Genomic DNA, 16,650 nt, shown 5'->3' on the forward strand with positions numbered 1-16,650 from the left:
ACTATAATACCGCAGCATAACCCCATAAAAACAAGTAAAAAACGGAAATTTAAGATTTTTAGCCCAAGAAAAGCAGATTATTGAGTCTCTTCTACTAAAATACCTAAATCTACCACTTCAACCACTGGATTATCTCTCATGTTTTGCTCAATTTCTATACTAAACTTTCCGTTTTTTGGAAAATGATAGTTTGTTTGCATGGGGAGCACATAGCTGAAGATGTTTCCTGAGCCACTTCCAAGCCATTCACCATCATTCTTGGCTAATTTATATTGATAACGTTTTGTTACTGTATTCTTTCCATCTTTGAAATGAGCCAGAATATAAATATTGGAATATTTGTAATCAGCTGTGTGCCTTAGCTTAAAATAGATATTATAAGGCCTGGTACTGTCTTTTATTTCAAAGGAGTTAACCATATGGTTTCTATATGTCCATTTCCGTTCCGGAACTTTAACATTAGAATCGATAATACTGGAAGTGCAACCCACAAAAAGGGATGCACCAAGGAGGAAAACAAGTAGATAAGCTTGTTTTTTATTCAGCAGCAGGTTTATTCTCTGAACCATTATCTTTTCTGCGGTTATTATTTTTCCTGCGGTTGTTTCTATTTTTATTCTTGCTTTGCTCTGGCTTTACACCGTCTACAGGGGCTTCACCATCTGCTTTAACTTCTGGTTTTTGAGGCTTAGGGTTATTGTTTTGTGGCTTTGGTCCATTAACATGCTGTGGTTTCTGTACCGCTTGCTGTGGCTTAGCACCTGCATTTTGTTGCACTTTAGGTCCGTTTTGCGGAGCCCTGTTAGTGGCCTGTTGAGGTTTAGGATTTGCTTGCGGACTTTTCTCGCCTGCAGGAATTCTTTCCCTTCTGTTCTGACTGCTATTTGTTTTACTTTTTTGATTACGGTTTTGATTGCTTTTACCTTTAGAACGTTCATCTAAACGGGTAAGACTATCCTGACCAACTACATTTTCATAATCAAAAGATTTTTCAACGACTACAGGAGCAGCCATTTGAACAGCTTCTTCTTTTAAGTTCGGCGCTTTTTTACCGGCCTTATTCATTACCATGATTTCTTTTACACGGGCTGCTTTAACCGGAATCCAGTTTTCATCACCCTGGTAACTAAACCACATAATCTTCTTAAAAATATCTGTCTTTTGATGCCTTGCGTAACCCGCTTCAGTATCCAGGTTTTCAATACGATCCGGGATATCTTTTAGCGCATCCAGGTAAGTATCCAACTCATAATTTAAACAGCATTTCAGCTTACCGCACTGACCGGCAAGTTTCAAGGTATTTAAAGATAGGTTCTGGTATCGGGCTGCAGCTGTAGAAACCGTTTTAAAGTTGGTAAGCCAGGTAGAACAGCAGAGTTCGCGTCCGCAAGAACCAATTCCACCCAAACGGCCAGCTTCCTGGCGCATTCCAATCTGGCGCATCTCTATCCTGATGCGGAAATTTTCCGCCATCTTTTTAATCAATTCACGAAAATCTACCCGGCCGTCTGCCGTATAAAAAAAAGTAGCCTTGGTCTTGTCTGCCTGATAATCAACATCGCTGATTTTCATCGATAAACGAAGATCCAGAGCAAGCTTACGGGCCTTATGCATGGTTTCCCATTCCATCTCTTTAGCAGCATTCCATTTCTCTACATCAGCCTCGGTAGCCTTACGATAAATCTTTTTTACTACCTGATCCAGCGGCGTTTTTCTGCGCTTCATTTGAACCCTAACCAGTTCGCCGGTAAGCGAAACATGGCCTACATCAAAACCACCTGTTGGCCCTTCAACAGCCACCAACTCGCCGATTTCCAGGTATATGTTATCGGTATTTAAGAAAAACTCCTTTCTGGAGCCTTTGAATTTTACTTCTGTAACCTGAAAAGGTTTATAATTTGAGGGCATATCCAAATTGGATAGCCAATCGTGAACTTCCATTGTCTGGCATCCACCGGTGCCGCATGAGCCATTACTTTTGCATCCATTAGGGGTGCAACCACCACCTGTTGAACAACTTCCACATCCCATAACTAATTGTATATATATTGAGTCCCCGCGGGGAGCGTTTTAAACTTGATAATTTTTACCAATTGTAAAGATACATCTAAAAAGAGAATTTTTGGGTTTGCATTCCGTTCAATATGGTAATGCGCCTTTTCCAATTCGCTGATTATGGCTTCCGCCATTGGTAGACTGAGTACATGTGTACTTAATTTTTTTGCCGTTTCTAAGGTTAGGGGAGGTAATTTTACTAATTCTTCTGCCCCGCTTATAATTAAACAGCATTCACGTAAATAATTTACGCCATACTTTAAAAAATTCTTTTGATTCTCTCTTCCCCATTTTGCAGCTACATCTGTAAAATCGATCAGATCGGGCACTTTGTTTCCAAAACCCATCCGCAGCCAGGCGGTGAAGGTACCTGAACTATCACTTTGGGTATCTGCAGCCAAAGCTTTTGCCTCGATTAAATTTCCATCAGCGAGGAAAGAATAATCAATCGCCTGATGCTCGGTTAATCCACTATTTTCTAGCAGGTATCCGGATATTTCCTCGCCACTTAATTTTGGAATCTTAACAATTTGAGTCCGGGAGAGAATTGTGGTTAAAATCTGATCCTGGCTTTGTGCAATTAAGACAAAGAGTGTATTTGCAGGTGGCTCCTCAATTAATTTCAGTAAGGCGTTTCCTGCTTTATCTAAATACTCCGGCAGCCACATAATTAAAACCTTCGTTTCTGCCTCGAAAGCTTTATAACTGAGTTTTTTTATAATATCGTGGCATTCTGCAATTGGAATATTGGCTTGTTTATTTGCTGCATCAAGTTTTGAACGCCATATATCCATGTCGAAATAAGGGTCTTGCAAAAACATGTTTCGCCATTCTTCTAAAACATCTACAGCTACTTTTGTGCTGGCGGAAGCAAAGAAGGGATAAGAGAAATGCAAATCCGGATGGATCAATCGCTCGTATTTTCTACAGCTTGAACAATCGCCGCAACTATCATGATCACCTTTATTTAAGCAGTTTACGTACTGTGCATAAGCAACGGCCAAAGCCACAGCTCCGGAACCAGCGGGCGACAAAAAAAGTTGCGCATGGCTCATCCGGTTTTCTTTAACCGTTTGTACCAATTGTTGCTTCACTTTTTCCTGTCCGATGATATCTCTAAACTGCATTTGGTGCAAAATAAGAAATAGATACGAGATTAGCACATTTGAGATAATGAACTTACTTATAGAACACTCTTTTTTGACTTACATTCTCCTGAATATTGAGCCGAACAAACCTCGCAGGTTTTAAAAACCTGCGAGGTTTAGTGATTATTTCAAAATCCTTACCTTTGCTGCTTTTAATATTTATGGCTCGGATTTTAGCTTTTGATTATGGCACCAAGCGGATCGGCATTGCCGTTACCGATCCTTTGCAGATTATTGCAACAGGATTGGATACCGTACACCCAAAGGATGCGATTGAATACATTAAAAAATACCTGCTTACTGAACAGGTGGAGGCCTTTGTACTTGGCGATCCGAAACAAATGAATGGAACAGATTCTGATTCTAAACAACATGTTAAAGGTTTTTCCACACTATTGAAAAAAGCCTTCCCTACCATTCCGCAGCATTGGGTTGATGAGCGTTTTACTTCAAAAATGGCGCATCAGGCGATTATGCAAAGTGGCTTAAAAAAGATGGACAGGAGAGATAAAGATCGAGTAGATGCGATCGCAGCAACCATCATTTTACAATATTTTATGGAAACCAACCGTTTATAACCGAATACATGAGCCTCATAAACGACGATTTACAAGATTTACTGATCCACTATTGCGAGCCTGAAAATCAGCTGCTACAACAAATAGACCGCGAAACAAACCTGAAGGTTTTGATGCCGAGAATGATTTCAGGCCATTATCAGGGAAGGGTTTTGAGTATGATCAGTAAAATGGTTTCGCCAAAACGCATTCTTGAAATCGGAACTTTTACCGGTTACGCAACCTTATGCCTGGCAGAGGGATTAACCGGTGATGGCATTCTTTATACCTTGGATATTAATGTTGAACTGGAAGATATGGTTCGAAATCATTTTGCTCAATCAACATACAACAGCCAAATCCATTACATTTTAGGTGATGCTACCAAAACGGTAAATGATTTAAACGAAACATTTGATATCGTTTTTATCGATGCGGACAAGAAAAACAACGGCACCTATTATGATTTAATTTTTGATCGCGTTCGCCCTGGCGGAATAATCATTGTGGATAATGTACTATGGAGTGGAAAAGTTCTTCAGGATAAACAAGATAAAGACACTAGAAATATTACTAGTTTTAATGATAAAATAGCTCAAGATGAGCGTGTTGAAAAATTAATTTTACCCGTTAGAGATGGCCTGTTTGTAATTAGAAAAAAATAAAACAGCCTTTATTGCTTTGTATAAAGCAATGTATAAAATGAATAAATAATGAGAATACTTACTTTTTGCTTCATCCTTTTAAGTGGATTTATTGCCAAAGCCCAGGAAACAGAAAATTACATCACCGAGCATTTAGATTATGCGCAGGGATTAATGCAGGACCATAAGATACCTGCAAGTGTTATTTTAGCCGTAGCCATTCATGAATCAGCTGCCGGAAACAGTAAAATAGCACAGCATTTAAATAACCATTTTGGTGTTAAAGGCCCGAATGATAATACAGAAATCCACTCTTCTTACCGCGATTACGATAGCGATGAAGCATCTTATAATCATTTTGTAGAGATTATGGAAACCCGGCCGCAGTTTAATAGCCTGTTTGATAAATATGATCAATACGATTACAAAGGCTGGGCGAGGGGAATTGCAAGATCGGGTTATGCACAAAGCCGAACCTGGGCCAGCCAGGTAATTGCCCTGGTGAAAAAATACGAACTTTACAGATATGATGATCGCCCTGCCGATTATGTTGAACCTGTTTACGCCAAACCTGTTTATCACCGAAAAAAGAGACATTTTAATTCCGCAAGATACACGGTAAAATCTGGCGACAATTTAAATCTGATTGCTAAAAGGAAGGGCACAACTGCTAAAGCCATCATGAAAAAGAATGGCTTGAAAAGTTCGAAATTAAAACCCGGTCAGAAACTAAGATTGTAATTGTTCCGCTAAGTCTCCGCAATTTTCATCAAAATCATCCTTACTTAACCATCACAATGAAATTCAATTATCTCTATTTAGCCTTTGCCGTGCTTTTTTTAAGTTCTTGCGGAACGCGTAAATATTCGAAGAATAATAAGCAGATCGAAAAAGCGGCAAACAAAGCCAATAACAATTCTTATAAAAGCTACAATACGTTAAGCTATATTGATGAATTTAAGGGCGTTGCTATTGAAGAGATGAATTCTGATGGAATTCCGGCCAGCATAACCCTGGCGCAGGGAATTTTAGAATCGGGCAGTGGAAACAGTGATTTAGCGAAATATGCCAACAATCACTTTGGCATTAAGTGTACTTCAGAGTGGAAGGGGAAGAACTATTTCCGCGATGATGATCAAAAAAATGATTGCTTTAGGGTGTATAAAGATGCCCGCGAATCGTTCAGAGACCATTCTGAGTTTTTAAAAAGGAAACGCTACAGCTTTTTATTCCAATTGGATAGAAACGATTATAAAAGCTGGGCACAGGGCTTAAAGACAGCTGGTTATGCCACTAATCCAAAATATCCTGATTTGCTAATTGGGGTGATTGAGAAATATCAGTTGAATCAATATGATCAGCCGGAAAGCGAAAAGCAGAAAATTGCCAGAGAAGACCGCGTTTTTACGGAAATTAACCAGAATATTCCTAAAGAAAAAGAAAAATTTGCTCCTGTTGAAACTCCTCCGCCAGGCGCTAAACCAATTCTTGCAGATGGCACCTATACTGTAGTAAAAGGCGATACTTTATACAACATTGCGAAACGATTTAACTTAAGTGTTGATGAACTTAAAATGCTGAATGAAATGACCGCAGATGGCATTAAACTTGGACAGGTATTGAAGGTTAAATAATGTTAAGCCTAAACATTCCGTGCAGGATATTTGTAGTTTTGTAAACTAATGAAACTTTTTGCCGCCTTAACCTTATTTTTTAGCTTCTTTTCGATGCTTGTTTATGCACAAACTAAACCTGTGCAGGGCATTGTTATTGATAAAGAAAGCAAGCAGCGTTTGGCAAAAGTTTACATCTACAATCTGCGCACCGGCGATGGGCTGTATAATAATACTAAAGGCGAATTTAGTACTGAGGCGATTCCCGGAGATACGCTGGTGGCTGCACTTTCTGGTTATGGTGTAGACACGATTGTTTTTCATGGCCAGACAGCAGCCTATTTTCAGTTAAAATCACTGGGAATCAGGTTAAGGGATGTGGTTATTCAGCAGAAAAGATTGTCGCCACAACAGCTTTATGAAAAATCGGTACAGGAATACCGCTATCAAACTAAAAAAGGCAGCGGCAAAGATATTCTCAGCTTAGGTAACAGAGGGGTTGGCCTTGGTATTGATGCCATCTATAATCTGTTAAGCCGGCAGGGAAGGAACGCCCGCCATCTTCAGAAAATACTGGAAAAAGATTACCATGAAGATTTGATTGACTACCGTTTTAATGCCAATCTGGTGGAAAAGGTACTGGGAATAAAAGATGCCGAACTCACTGATTTTATGCAGCAATACCGGCCAACTTATCAATTTGTGCTGGATGCAGATGATTACTCTTTTAACGTATTTATTAAAAACGCTTACCGGAGTTATCGCCTCAATCCGAAGGCTTTGCAGTTGCCTAAACTACCTGATATAACGATCGAAAAGCTGTGAAAGCGCCCATTTTAATTGTTAAAAACCTGCCCGCAGCAGGAATGGCAATTTTTCCGTTCATCTTACTCAAAAACGTAAAACTTAAAACGGACTGGAGCATGATTAACCACGAAAAAATCCATCTCAGGCAACAGCTGGAATTATTGGTATTACCTTTTTATATTTTATACCTGATCAATTATCTTATCAACCTGGTTCGATATAAAAATCACCATGCCGCCTATCTTAATATCATATTTGAAAAAGAAGCCTATAAGTATGATTTAGATAGAGATTATCTTAAAAACGGAAATTGGTATGGCTGGCTTAAAATAATTTAACCACTCATTTTGGCAGGCAAATCTGTAATGAACTGGAGAATCATTCTCTTAAAACTTTTGATCTATAAAATTTTTCGTTTTCTTTGTAACCGATGAAAAATTGTTTAGCTGTCTTTATTCTTGTTCTAAGTTTCTGCTCTTTAGATTTATATGCACAGGAGATTGATACAATACCTATCAATACCAAAGACCTGAACATTAAGTTAAAACGAAGTCCATTGCCAAGCAGGCAGGGCCCACTAAACTTCGAACCTGTAAAAATCCCTCCTTATATTGTAAACGCTAAGGTTAACTACTGGAAAACCAAAACTTCCATTGGCATTAATGTAAACCAGGCGCAGTTTAGTGATAACTGGAAAGGTGGGGGCGTAAACTCTGTTGCTGTTGGTGGTTTATTAAACTGGAAAGCAGAATACAATAAAAATAATTATAGCTATGTAAGCGAGGTAATTTTGCAGTACGGTAAGATTAAGAATAAAGACCAGTTGCAAAAGAAAACCAATGATAGGATTTTCTGGGATAATAAAGCATCGTTTCAACTTTCTAAAAACTGGTATTTCTTCGGTTCGATAAACTTTGAATCGCAGTTTGATAAGGGTTTCTCTTATGAAACGGTAAACGGGACTGAAACTGCAACACTAATTTCCAAATTTATGGGCCCCGGTTATTTAACTGAATCTATAGGTTTTGAATATAAGCCATCCAAATATTTTTCAACCCGGTTTGGTACAGGTACGGCACGTCAAACTTTTGTGTTAGATGAAAGCTTATTTAATGATCCAGACCCTACTAAGCCACCAAAAGAATCGGTTTATGGTGTAGATTATGGTAAAACTTTTAGAAATGACCTTGCTTTTCAGATTGTTTCTGCTTTTGATAAGGATATCTTTACCAATACCAATCTAAAAGCCCGTTATGCCATGCTTATTCCTTACGAAGATTTTGGATGGAATAGAATTGATCATCGTCTGGATATTGCCTTAACAGCAAAAATTAACCGGTTTATGAATACAAGTTTAACCGGTATCGCTTTGTTTGATGAAGATACCGGCACAAATAAAATTCAGGCAAGCCAGACTTTGGCATTAGGTCTTGCTTTTATTTTCCCCAGGTAATTTAACCGCCTGTTCTGCCACTTTCCCAGTAGCAGGCGCTTTGAATTTGAGCCGCTTCAACACCTCTGTTTAAAAGATATTGTTTAAACCGCTGTAGAGATTTGCTTCTTCCTGTAAGATAAAAGTTTGCATCTTTCCACATCTCCCAACATTTAGGGTGCATATTTTCCATCCATTCTATTGCATTTTCTGCCGGAAACAATGTATCAGCAGGCACCACATCAATCAGCAACCTGATATTTTCTAAAGCCGGATGGTTTTCTTCTTTCATCTCCAAAATACCAAAGTATTCGTTTCCCAAATTTTTCGTAATTTTTCCAAACGATTCGTAAAGGCCTATACTCGTTTCATCACCAAAAAAGAAATGTTGGCTGGCATTAAAATCGTATTTAATTTGAGCGTGATCAGTAATAAACTTTAGGCAATCGCCCGTTTGAAGATTCATGGCCCAACTACTTCCAATGCCTTTACCATTTAAATAAAAAATAACCTGGCAGGTATTTGTTTCCCGGCTAAAATCAGTGATGGCGTAATGCCTGGATTCGTTAGCATTTATCTTAAATAATGCTTCGTTTCCGCAAACAAAGTCAAGATCCGGAAAATCGCCTTTTAAAATAACTTTTTTAACATGATCGCTTAACATGATGGTGTTTTCCACGGTAACCTCATACACTTTACTGATTTCTTTTTCTATGGCATTGGCTAACGGTGATGGTAATTTCGGCATCATATAATTTGTTTAGTAACTTTGAACAAAAGTAGCGGTCTAATACTTGCCGGGTTTTACACCAAAGGGATAAAAATTTATATTAAAAGGATTTTATGGCATTAAGCATTTATGATAAATTTAACCGGCAGTACATCCTCAACGATTCGCTAAATCTGGAGCAAATTAATCTGCCTCTGGTTACTGAAAGGCGGGAGCGGCTTAGTTATCCTTTTGGCGATGCTGAGCTTGTTCAGATTGGTTTCGCAGGCATATTAATTATCTATGGCGATGTTAGCGTGAAAGAAAGCAGATTAAGGATAAAATCTTTTGATGAACCTGAATCCGTTGAACTTCATTTTTCTATCAAAGGAACCGGCATTCTGGAGAATTATTTAACCAATAAAAAAATGGCCATTAAAGGGAATCAGCACAACATTATATACACGCCCTTTTTTGATGGAATTGCTCAATTTGAAACAGACAAAAGCCATCAGTTTTTTGAGGTTCACTTTCAGCGGGATAAATTTATAGACCTCACCAGCGGAAGCAGCACACTGCTGGAAAGGTTTGGCAATAACATCATGAACAATAGATCTGTAGCCATTTCTGCGGAAAATTTGCCCATTAGTATGGCCATGTACGCCTGCATTAATGATATAATGAATTGCAACTTTACAGGCGGCTTAAAATTATTATTCCTACAATCGAAATGTGTTGAGTTATTGGCTTTGCAGGCGCAGGCGTTTAACCTGGCAGATCAAAAAACAGTGTCTAAAACGGTAATGTCATCCTATGATAAAGATAGAATTTATTATGCCAGAGAGTATTTGCTAGACCATGCAAGTAATCCTCCATCTTTAACCGAATTGGCAAAGGTTGCTGGGATTAATGAATTTAAATTGAAGCAAGGTTTTAAAGAGACTTTTCACAACACTGTTTACGGTTACCTGAGCGATCATAAACTGATGCAGGCCAGAGCGCTTCTTGCAGATAAGGCCTTAGACATTAAAAACATTTCCGAGCAGTTGGGTTATTCGTCTGTTCAGCATTTTAGCAATGCATTTAGCAAGAAGTTTGGAATAAGTCCCGGCAAAGCGAGATAGCTAGCTTGGGGTTTAGACCCGAAGCTAGGAAGGTTTAAACCCGTTTCCGTTTTTTCTTTAAATCGAGGTAATCTACAAAATACAACACCTTAACAGACAGGCTATTATTTTGCGGCGCATTTAGAATTCCACTTAAGTTTTTATTATACCGCTGCCTGTAGAACGTATCAGATGTTTCTGCAGCATCTTTGTAAGAAACAGAAAGCGTACTACCTGGTGCAAATTGCCAGATGTAAATTAAGTCAACATTAAATACATTGTAATTTCTGTCTAGTCCGGTTAGGGGAGCACCCTGATAATCAGTTAAGTTTCCGTCTGGCTTTAAGAGGTAAAAATCTTTATTTCTACGATCACTCCAATAGTGTCTAAGCACAACCGTTACGCCCATTAAATTGGTAAAGGTATATTTTGCATCCAAAGAATTTTCTACCGTTCTTCTATCGTATTTAGAAAAAATCGACTGATCACCTCTGGTAGTTACCCAGTTTACATAATTATAATTCGGATTAAAGGATAAATCGAGTCCAAAAGCTACTTTATCATTTAGCCTGAAGTTTTGAAAAAGATAAAAATTATAAGATTTTCCCCCGAATAACTGTTGTTCCTGATAAACTATATTTCCACCAAAATTGTAGGCTTTAGCCCGGTTTGGATTTATATATAGCTCTATTCCAAAACGCTCCGGCGCCTTATAAATCTGTCCGTTTCTGGCCTCGTAAAAATCATTCCCTTTTGCATTGTAACTGGCATCTACTTCCGCCGACCATAGATTTTTGAATCGAACATAAGATCCACCTTGTACCACAGTACTTTGATAATCGCCGGGCGTGGCTCGTCTTGAGTAAGAAACGTTTAACCAGTTTTGCCATTCATTATACCACTTGCCAGGTTTAAATATATTGTATCCTAAGCCCACTCGCTGATCCAGGAAATTGTTATTGGTGAAGAAACCCATGTCTGATGGGTCAAATTTATCATCCGCATACACCTGATTGTAACTCCAGGTGAAATTGCCACTCTGTTTCCCAAACTTAAGGGTATAACTGTAACCTGTATTGGTTTCTTCTCCCTTCAAAACACTCATTTTACCATTTGCATTGATAAAATATTTATTGCCTTTATTATTCAGGTTGAGGAGTAAAGCTGTAACATTTGCATCATAAGCACTTCCCTGCCGCAACACATTGGTATTAATAAAGGTCGCCGAGCTATTGTTTTTTAGTGACTGATCAAAAACCAGGATGTTGTAGTTTGTTAATGGCTGCGTTTCAACTTCACGCAGATTACCCTGAGCATCTTCTACTTCGGTTTGCATACCATTTGTAATTGCATTGAAAATTCCGATACCCAGCCCCTTAGCGGTTCTTCCCGAAATCTTGGTCGCATTTAAAACCTTCGCTTCCGTTTGGTCTTTTACAATCTTATCATTTGTACCAATTGCACCGCTGTTATAATAAGAGGGAATAGAACCGATTCGCTTGGAATAAAACAGGTCGCCTTTGTTAAAGAGCTCGGTTCCTTCGGTAAAGAATTGCCTGTTTTCGTTAAATTTAACTTCAAATGGGGTAAGGTTTAGAATCCGGTTATCTGATTGTACTTGCCCAAAATCTGGAACAAGGGTCATATCCAGTGTGAAACTGTTATTAATTCCATATTTTACATCCATCCCTCCGTTGAAGCGTGATGTGGTGTTTTTTACCCCTGGTAAATTAGCAGGATAATGGTTAACGTAAGCGGAAACATAAGGCGAAAAGGAAAGCCGTAAGGGTGGTTTGATATCTTTAATCCCTGTCCATAGTCCTTCCTGATTAATGAAACCATTTACTTTTGGATCTACAAAATTCCAGAACACCTGCGTATTGCTTCTCTGCGTGCGCCGGCTAAAGTTAATTCCCCAGTTTTGAATATCTTTACCGGAGAAGCGCAAAGCCGAGTAAGGGATTTTCATTTCACAGGTCCAGCCTTTATCATCAATTTTAACGGCACTTTCCCATACGGCGTTCCAGTTAGGGTCTTCGTCGCCCACCTGAGAATATTTGGCATCAAACTGCACACCTGCTGCCGTAACGAAAAAGCCATTCCCATTCATTTTATCGTAAAACGGATCTACAATTATGGAAATAAAATCAGCATTTCCAATCTGATCTCTTGACACCAGTTCGTGCGAAACGCTATCCGGATGATCATACATCCTGGCATAAACATAAATGGCTACATCATCATAAAGCACCTTCATTTCGGTACGCCTGTCTTTGGCTTCAATCTTTCCGGGAGTTGGTCTGATTTCAATAAAATCGCTTGCTATTGGTACTTCTACCCAACAAACATCATCCAATAAACCATCAATTTTCGGTGTAGTAGCCGTTCTAACCGCAGTCAACTGCCTTTGTTTAGGAAGATCCTGCGCATTACATATGGCAGAAAGTATCAGGAAAAAGAGCGTCAGCTGGCGTTTCATTAGTTTAGTTTGGTACGTATAAGACCGCATTAGAATCTAAATGTTGCATCATTCTGGAAAATTAATCTGAAGCTAAAGTTTTGACTTTGAGTTGCAGAGATTTACAAGCAAAATTTGATACATTTGCGTTTCATTAAAAACAAATGGTCTTTGCTTTTGGGCAAACAGGCTATTAGCTTATAAAAAGATGTTTGATAATTTACAGGACAAGCTAGATAGAGCATTTAAAGTATTAAAAGGACAAGGCAGCATTACGGAAATCAACGTGGCAGAAACCATGAAAGAGATTCGTAAAGCGTTATTAGATGCCGATGTTAACTATAAAACCGCCAAGGCATTTACTGATGATGTAAGGCAAAAAGCATTGGGGCAGAACGTGCTTACCGCCGTTTCACCTGGTCAGTTGCTTACCAAAATCATGAATGATGAGCTTGCTGCCTTAATGGGTGGTGAGGTTACCGAATTAGATACCAAAGCAAACCCAACAATTATATTAATTGCAGGTTTAAATGGTGCAGGTAAAACTACCTTCGCCGGCAAGCTGGCTTTGCACTTAAAAGGTAAAGGCAAAAAACCCCTATTGGTTGCTGGTGATATGTATCGCCCTGCAGCGGTAGATCAGTTAGAAGTTTTAGGAACTTCAGTTGGTGTTTCGGTTTATGCAAACCGCCAGTCTACCGACCCTGTTGGCATTGCTTTAGAGGGGATTGCACATGGTAAGCAAAATGGCAATAACGTAATCATTATTGATACTGCAGGTCGGTTAGCGATTGATGAGTCGTTGATGAATGAAATTTCTGAAGTTAAGGCGAAGACTCAACCTCACGAAATCCTATTCGTTGTGGATTCGATGACTGGTCAGGATGCAGTGAATACAGCCAAAGTATTTAACGATAGATTAGATTTTACCGGTGTTGTTTTAACTAAGCTGGATGGTGATACCCGCGGTGGTGCTGCACTTTCTATTAAATCGGTTGTAAATAAACCTATCAAATTTATTGGTACCGGCGAGAAAATGGAAGCACTTGATGTGTTCTATCCAGACCGTATGGCATCGCGTATTTTGGGAATGGGTGATGTGGTTTCCCTTGTTGAACGTGCACAGATGCAGTTTGATGAGAAGGAAGCTGCCGAATTACAGAAAAAAATACGCAAGAATAAATTCGATTTCAATGATTTTTACAGCCAGATTCAGCAAATCAAGAAGATGGGTAATATGAAGGATTTGATGGGCATGATTCCTGGGGTTGGGAAAATGATGAAGAACGTGGATATTCAGGATGATGCATTTAAATCAATCGAAGCCATTATCAATTCCATGACACCATTTGAAAAGGAAAACCCTGATGCGATTCAACAAAGCCGCCGTTTACGTATTGCAAAAGGCTCCGGAAATAAAGTTGAAGAGGTAACGAAACTAATTAAACAGTTTGAAGATATGCGGAAGATGATGAAGCAGTTTTCAAACCCGGCAGCAGCAGCAGCAATGATGAAAGGTATGCCGAAGATGCCATTTGGAAAAAAATAGTTTGAAAAGCTAAAAGCGGAAAGGCTAAAGCTAAAAGCGAAGATAGCATAGTTAGATATTCAAATCCCAATCAGAAATGGTTGGGATTTTTGTTTAATGAAATATTCCGGAGTTTCGCTTAGGACGCAGGCAGCTGAAGCAGCCTGCAATGAAACCAGTTAAAGCGCCTGGTATTTCATCGCCTTTGGTTTCAACTAATGGCATTCGTAGTGATTTAAATAAACCTTCTTTAAAAGTGCCGCCAGATCAAGCAGCCTGCAATGAATTCAGATTTAAAGCGCCTGGTATTTCATCGACATTGGTTTCAACCAATGGCATTCATTGTGATTTGAATAAAGCCTCGATAAAAGCGCAGCCAGATCAAGCATCCTGCAATGAATCCAATTAAAGCGCCTGGCATTTCTTCGACATTGGTTTCAACCAATGGCACTCATAGTGATATAAATAAAGCCTCGATAAAAGCGCAGCCAGATCAAGCATCCTGCAATGAATCCAGTTAAAGCGCCTGGTATTTCATCTACATTGGTTTCAAAATATGGCAATTATAGCAATTAGATAAAGCTTCTTAAAAGTGCAGCCAGCTGAAGCAGCCTGCAATGAATCCAGTTAAAGCGCCTGGTATTTCTTCGACATTGGTTTCAAAAAATGGCAATTATAGCAATTTAGATAAAGCTTCTTAAAAGTGCAGCCAGCTGAAGCGGTCTGCAATGAATCCAGTTAAAGCGCCTGGCATTTCATCGCCATTGGTTTTAACCAATGGCATCTAAATAAGAAATTTCTTTATATATTTATCAAAACGAATTATTCATCCCCGAATAACAGAACATCCCGTTTAATTTTCAGTATTATTCATGCTTGTAAAAACATACGGGAGCGCTGTTTTTGGCGTAAACGCACTCACCATAACTATCGAGGTAAGTATTAGTGGAGGCAACAAATATTACATGGTTGGTTTGCCTGATAACGCAGTTAAAGAAAGTCTACAGCGTGTGGCAAGTGCCATTAACGTTGCGGGCTTCAGGATGCCGAAACAAAAAATTGTAGTAAACTTAGCGCCTGCGGATATAAAAAAGGAAGGCTCATCCTATGATTTACCCATTGCAATTGGCATTCTCGCCGCATCAGGACAAATCCCAAGTGAGGAACTGGCAGATTACTTTATTATGGGTGAACTTTCTCTGGATGGCGCTATTCAGCCGATTAGAGGTGCATTGCCAATTGCCATTCAAGCTCAAATGGAGGGCTTCAAAGGCTTCATCCTCCCAAGACAAAATGTACGCGAGGCGGCTATTGTAGATGGCTTGGTTGCTTATGGCGTTGAAACGTTAGCTCAGGTAATTGCTTTCTTCAATAAAAGCGAACCGCTCGAACAAGTTAAAATCAATACCAAAGAAGAGTTTCTTAAAAATATTGGCAATTACGAGCACGACTTTTCTGATGTAAAAGGCCAGGAAAATATTAAACGGGCTTTAGAAATTGCCGCTGCGGGCGGACATAATGTAATCTTGATTGGTCCGCCGGGAGCAGGTAAAACCATGTTGGCAAAACGCTTGCCTACTATTTTGCCTCCGCTCAATTTATATGAAGCACTTGAAACCACTAAAATACATTCAGTCGCCGGAAAACTTTCTGCTGCAGATGCGCTGATGACCATTCGACCGTATCGCTCGCCCCACCATACCATTTCTGATGTTGCGCTAGTTGGCGGAGGGATCAGTCCGCAGCCAGGGGAAATTTCTCTGGCACATAACGGCGTATTGTTTTTAGATGAATTGCCGGAGTTTAAGCGCACAGTGTTGGAAGTGATGCGTCAACCACTGGAAGACCGTAAAGTGGCCATTTCCCGGGCTCGTTTTTCAGTAGAGTATCCTGCAAGCTTCATGTTGGTGGCTTCCATGAACCCATGTCCGTGTGGCTTTTATAACCATCCGGAAAAGGAATGTGTTTGCGCGCCTGGTGTGGTACAAAAATATTTAAGTAAGATATCCGGACCACTTCTCGACCGAATTGATTTGCATGTTGAAGTTACACCTGTTGATTTCTCGGAACTGGCTTCATCCCGCGAAGCGGAGAAAAGCGAACACATCAGGGCACGGGTGATTAAGGCGAGAGAAATTCAGGATCATCGCTTTGCAGATAAAGAAGACCTGCATTATAACGCCCAAATGAGTCCGAAAATGGTACGCAAAGTTTGTCAGATTAGCGACGCAGGAACAGCACTTCTGAAAACTGCAATGGAAAGGTTGGGTCTATCTGCCCGTGCTTACGATCGAATTTTAAAAGTAGCACGAACCATTGCAGACTTAGATCAAAGTGAAAATGTAGAACTTGAACACTTGGCAGAATCAATTAATTACCGAAGTTTAGATCGTGACGGATGGGCAGGATAAATTAATCGGCAACCTCTTGACAGATAAATAAATTCAGATAGTTAACAATAAATTCTTATTTTGAGCAGAGAAACGCTCACTTATGAAATGTCTGTATTATTTAATATTCACCATACTTTTCTCAGGCTGTGCCTCTTTAAAGCAAGTGAAACAAACAGGTTTAAAAGAAATATGAAATAAATGCC

General features: G+C 39.3%; 16 protein-coding genes. 11 read left to right on the forward strand and 5 right to left on the reverse strand.

Features of this window, described 5'->3' with window-relative positions:
* Positions 1-77: 77 nt before the first annotated feature.
* The 3 genes from GJU39_RS09810 to GJU39_RS09820 are packed head-to-tail and all read right to left on the reverse strand — an operon-like array spanning position 78 to position 3,182.
* Entirely contained in the window at positions 78-569 is a 492-nt protein-coding gene (locus GJU39_RS09810; RefSeq protein WP_154280614.1) for a gliding motility lipoprotein GldH, read from the reverse strand.
* Complete coding sequence (gene ricT / locus GJU39_RS09815) at positions 538-2,031, reverse strand: PSP1 domain-containing protein (protein ID WP_154280615.1); 1,494 nt, start codon at positions 2,029-2,031, stop codon at positions 538-540. The genes GJU39_RS09810 and ricT overlap by 32 nt, the downstream gene beginning before the upstream one ends.
* Before the next feature lie 2 nt (positions 2,032-2,033).
* Positions 2,034-3,182 (reverse strand): DNA polymerase III subunit, encoded by a 1,149-nt coding sequence (locus tag GJU39_RS09820; protein WP_154280616.1) that lies wholly within the window; start codon positions 3,180-3,182, stop codon positions 2,034-2,036.
* 182 nt (positions 3,183-3,364) lie between these two features.
* Here GJU39_RS09820 and ruvX point away from each other — a divergent pair, with 182 nt between their 5' ends.
* The 7 genes from ruvX to GJU39_RS09855 all read left to right on the forward strand — a co-directional run bounded on the left by ruvX (position 3,365) and on the right by GJU39_RS09855 (position 8,277).
* A complete protein-coding gene (ruvX, locus tag GJU39_RS09825; RefSeq protein ID WP_154280617.1) occupies positions 3,365-3,781 on the forward strand; it encodes a Holliday junction resolvase RuvX in 417 nt (138 codons plus the stop codon).
* An 8-nt stretch (positions 3,782-3,789) separates the two neighbouring features.
* Positions 3,790-4,425, forward strand: a complete 636-nt coding sequence (locus GJU39_RS09830; RefSeq protein ID WP_154280618.1) for an O-methyltransferase — start codon at positions 3,790-3,792, stop codon at positions 4,423-4,425.
* Between the two features lie 48 nt (positions 4,426-4,473).
* Positions 4,474-5,145, forward strand: a complete 672-nt coding sequence (locus GJU39_RS09835; RefSeq protein ID WP_154280619.1) for a glucosaminidase domain and LysM peptidoglycan-binding domain-containing protein — start codon at positions 4,474-4,476, stop codon at positions 5,143-5,145.
* Positions 5,146-5,201: 56 nt separating this feature from the next.
* Entirely contained in the window at positions 5,202-6,038 is an 837-nt protein-coding gene (locus tag GJU39_RS09840) for a glucosaminidase domain-containing protein (protein ID WP_154280620.1), read from the forward strand.
* A gap of 48 nt (positions 6,039-6,086) precedes the next feature.
* A complete protein-coding gene (locus GJU39_RS09845; RefSeq protein ID WP_154280621.1) occupies positions 6,087-6,842 on the forward strand; it encodes a hypothetical protein in 756 nt (251 codons plus the stop codon).
* Complete coding sequence (locus GJU39_RS09850; RefSeq protein ID WP_342448192.1) at positions 6,839-7,162, forward strand: hypothetical protein; 324 nt, start codon at positions 6,839-6,841, stop codon at positions 7,160-7,162. The genes GJU39_RS09845 and GJU39_RS09850 overlap by 4 nt, the downstream gene beginning before the upstream one ends.
* Before the next feature lie 92 nt (positions 7,163-7,254).
* A complete protein-coding gene (locus GJU39_RS09855; protein ID WP_154280622.1) occupies positions 7,255-8,277 on the forward strand; it encodes a DUF3078 domain-containing protein in 1,023 nt (340 codons plus the stop codon).
* 1 nt (position 8,278) lies between these two features.
* Here the strand turns inward: GJU39_RS09855 and GJU39_RS09860 are convergent, their stop codons facing one another.
* Positions 8,279-9,007, reverse strand: a complete 729-nt coding sequence (locus GJU39_RS09860; protein ID WP_154280623.1) for a siderophore-interacting protein — start codon at positions 9,005-9,007, stop codon at positions 8,279-8,281.
* Positions 9,008-9,099: 92 nt separating this feature from the next.
* On the opposite strand from GJU39_RS09860, the gene GJU39_RS09865 reads away from it, so the two are divergent.
* The gene (locus GJU39_RS09865) at positions 9,100-10,089 is read left to right on the forward strand and encodes a helix-turn-helix transcriptional regulator (RefSeq protein WP_154280624.1); all 990 of its coding nucleotides are present in this window, start codon (positions 9,100-9,102) and stop codon (positions 10,087-10,089) included.
* A 34-nt stretch (positions 10,090-10,123) separates the two neighbouring features.
* Here GJU39_RS09865 and GJU39_RS09870 read toward each other — a convergent pair whose 3' ends face one another.
* A complete protein-coding gene (locus tag GJU39_RS09870) occupies positions 10,124-12,547 on the reverse strand; it encodes a DUF5916 domain-containing protein (RefSeq protein ID WP_154280625.1) in 2,424 nt (807 codons plus the stop codon).
* A gap of 187 nt (positions 12,548-12,734) precedes the next feature.
* On the opposite strand from GJU39_RS09870, the gene ffh reads away from it, so the two are divergent.
* From ffh to GJU39_RS09885, 3 genes are all read left to right on the forward strand, one after another.
* Positions 12,735-14,075: a signal recognition particle protein gene (gene ffh, locus GJU39_RS09875; RefSeq protein WP_154280626.1), complete on the forward strand. Its 1,341-nt coding sequence runs from the start codon at positions 12,735-12,737 to the stop codon at positions 14,073-14,075.
* A 148-nt stretch (positions 14,076-14,223) separates the two neighbouring features.
* The gene (locus GJU39_RS09880; protein WP_154280627.1) at positions 14,224-14,463 is read left to right on the forward strand and encodes a hypothetical protein; all 240 of its coding nucleotides are present in this window, start codon (positions 14,224-14,226) and stop codon (positions 14,461-14,463) included.
* A 463-nt stretch (positions 14,464-14,926) separates the two neighbouring features.
* A complete protein-coding gene (locus GJU39_RS09885; RefSeq protein WP_154280628.1) occupies positions 14,927-16,465 on the forward strand; it encodes a YifB family Mg chelatase-like AAA ATPase in 1,539 nt (512 codons plus the stop codon).
* The last annotated feature ends 185 nt before the right edge of the window (positions 16,466-16,650 follow it).

Source organism: Pedobacter petrophilus, from assembly GCF_009674725.1.
GTDB lineage: Bacteria > Bacteroidota > Bacteroidia > Sphingobacteriales > Sphingobacteriaceae > Pedobacter > Pedobacter petrophilus.

What these genes read in the sequence shown, in the direction of transcription:
- GJU39_RS09810 (WP_154280614.1), bottom strand. Translation starts at nt 569, where the DNA reads ATGGTTCAGAGAATAAACCTGCTGCTGAATAAAAAACAAGCTTATCTA.
- ricT (WP_154280615.1), bottom strand. Translation starts at nt 2,031, where the DNA reads ATGGGATGTGGAAGTTGTTCAACAGGTGGTGGTTGCACCCCTAATGGA.
- GJU39_RS09820 (WP_154280616.1), bottom strand. Translation starts at nt 3,182, where the DNA reads ATGCAGTTTAGAGATATCATCGGACAGGAAAAAGTGAAGCAACAATTG.
- ruvX (WP_154280617.1), top strand. Translation starts at nt 3,365, where the DNA reads ATGGCTCGGATTTTAGCTTTTGATTATGGCACCAAGCGGATCGGCATT.
- GJU39_RS09830 (WP_154280618.1), top strand. Translation starts at nt 3,790, where the DNA reads ATGAGCCTCATAAACGACGATTTACAAGATTTACTGATCCACTATTGC.
- GJU39_RS09835 (WP_154280619.1), top strand. Translation starts at nt 4,474, where the DNA reads ATGAGAATACTTACTTTTTGCTTCATCCTTTTAAGTGGATTTATTGCC.
- GJU39_RS09840 (WP_154280620.1), top strand. Translation starts at nt 5,202, where the DNA reads ATGAAATTCAATTATCTCTATTTAGCCTTTGCCGTGCTTTTTTTAAGT.
- GJU39_RS09845 (WP_154280621.1), top strand. Translation starts at nt 6,087, where the DNA reads ATGAAACTTTTTGCCGCCTTAACCTTATTTTTTAGCTTCTTTTCGATG.
- GJU39_RS09855 (WP_154280622.1), top strand. Translation starts at nt 7,255, where the DNA reads ATGAAAAATTGTTTAGCTGTCTTTATTCTTGTTCTAAGTTTCTGCTCT.
- GJU39_RS09860 (WP_154280623.1), bottom strand. Translation starts at nt 9,007, where the DNA reads ATGATGCCGAAATTACCATCACCGTTAGCCAATGCCATAGAAAAAGAA.
- GJU39_RS09865 (WP_154280624.1), top strand. Translation starts at nt 9,100, where the DNA reads ATGGCATTAAGCATTTATGATAAATTTAACCGGCAGTACATCCTCAAC.
- GJU39_RS09870 (WP_154280625.1), bottom strand. Translation starts at nt 12,547, where the DNA reads ATGAAACGCCAGCTGACGCTCTTTTTCCTGATACTTTCTGCCATATGT.
- ffh (WP_154280626.1), top strand. Translation starts at nt 12,735, where the DNA reads ATGTTTGATAATTTACAGGACAAGCTAGATAGAGCATTTAAAGTATTA.
- GJU39_RS09880 (WP_154280627.1), top strand. Translation starts at nt 14,224, where the DNA reads ATGAAACCAGTTAAAGCGCCTGGTATTTCATCGCCTTTGGTTTCAACT.
- GJU39_RS09885 (WP_154280628.1), top strand. Translation starts at nt 14,927, where the DNA reads ATGCTTGTAAAAACATACGGGAGCGCTGTTTTTGGCGTAAACGCACTC.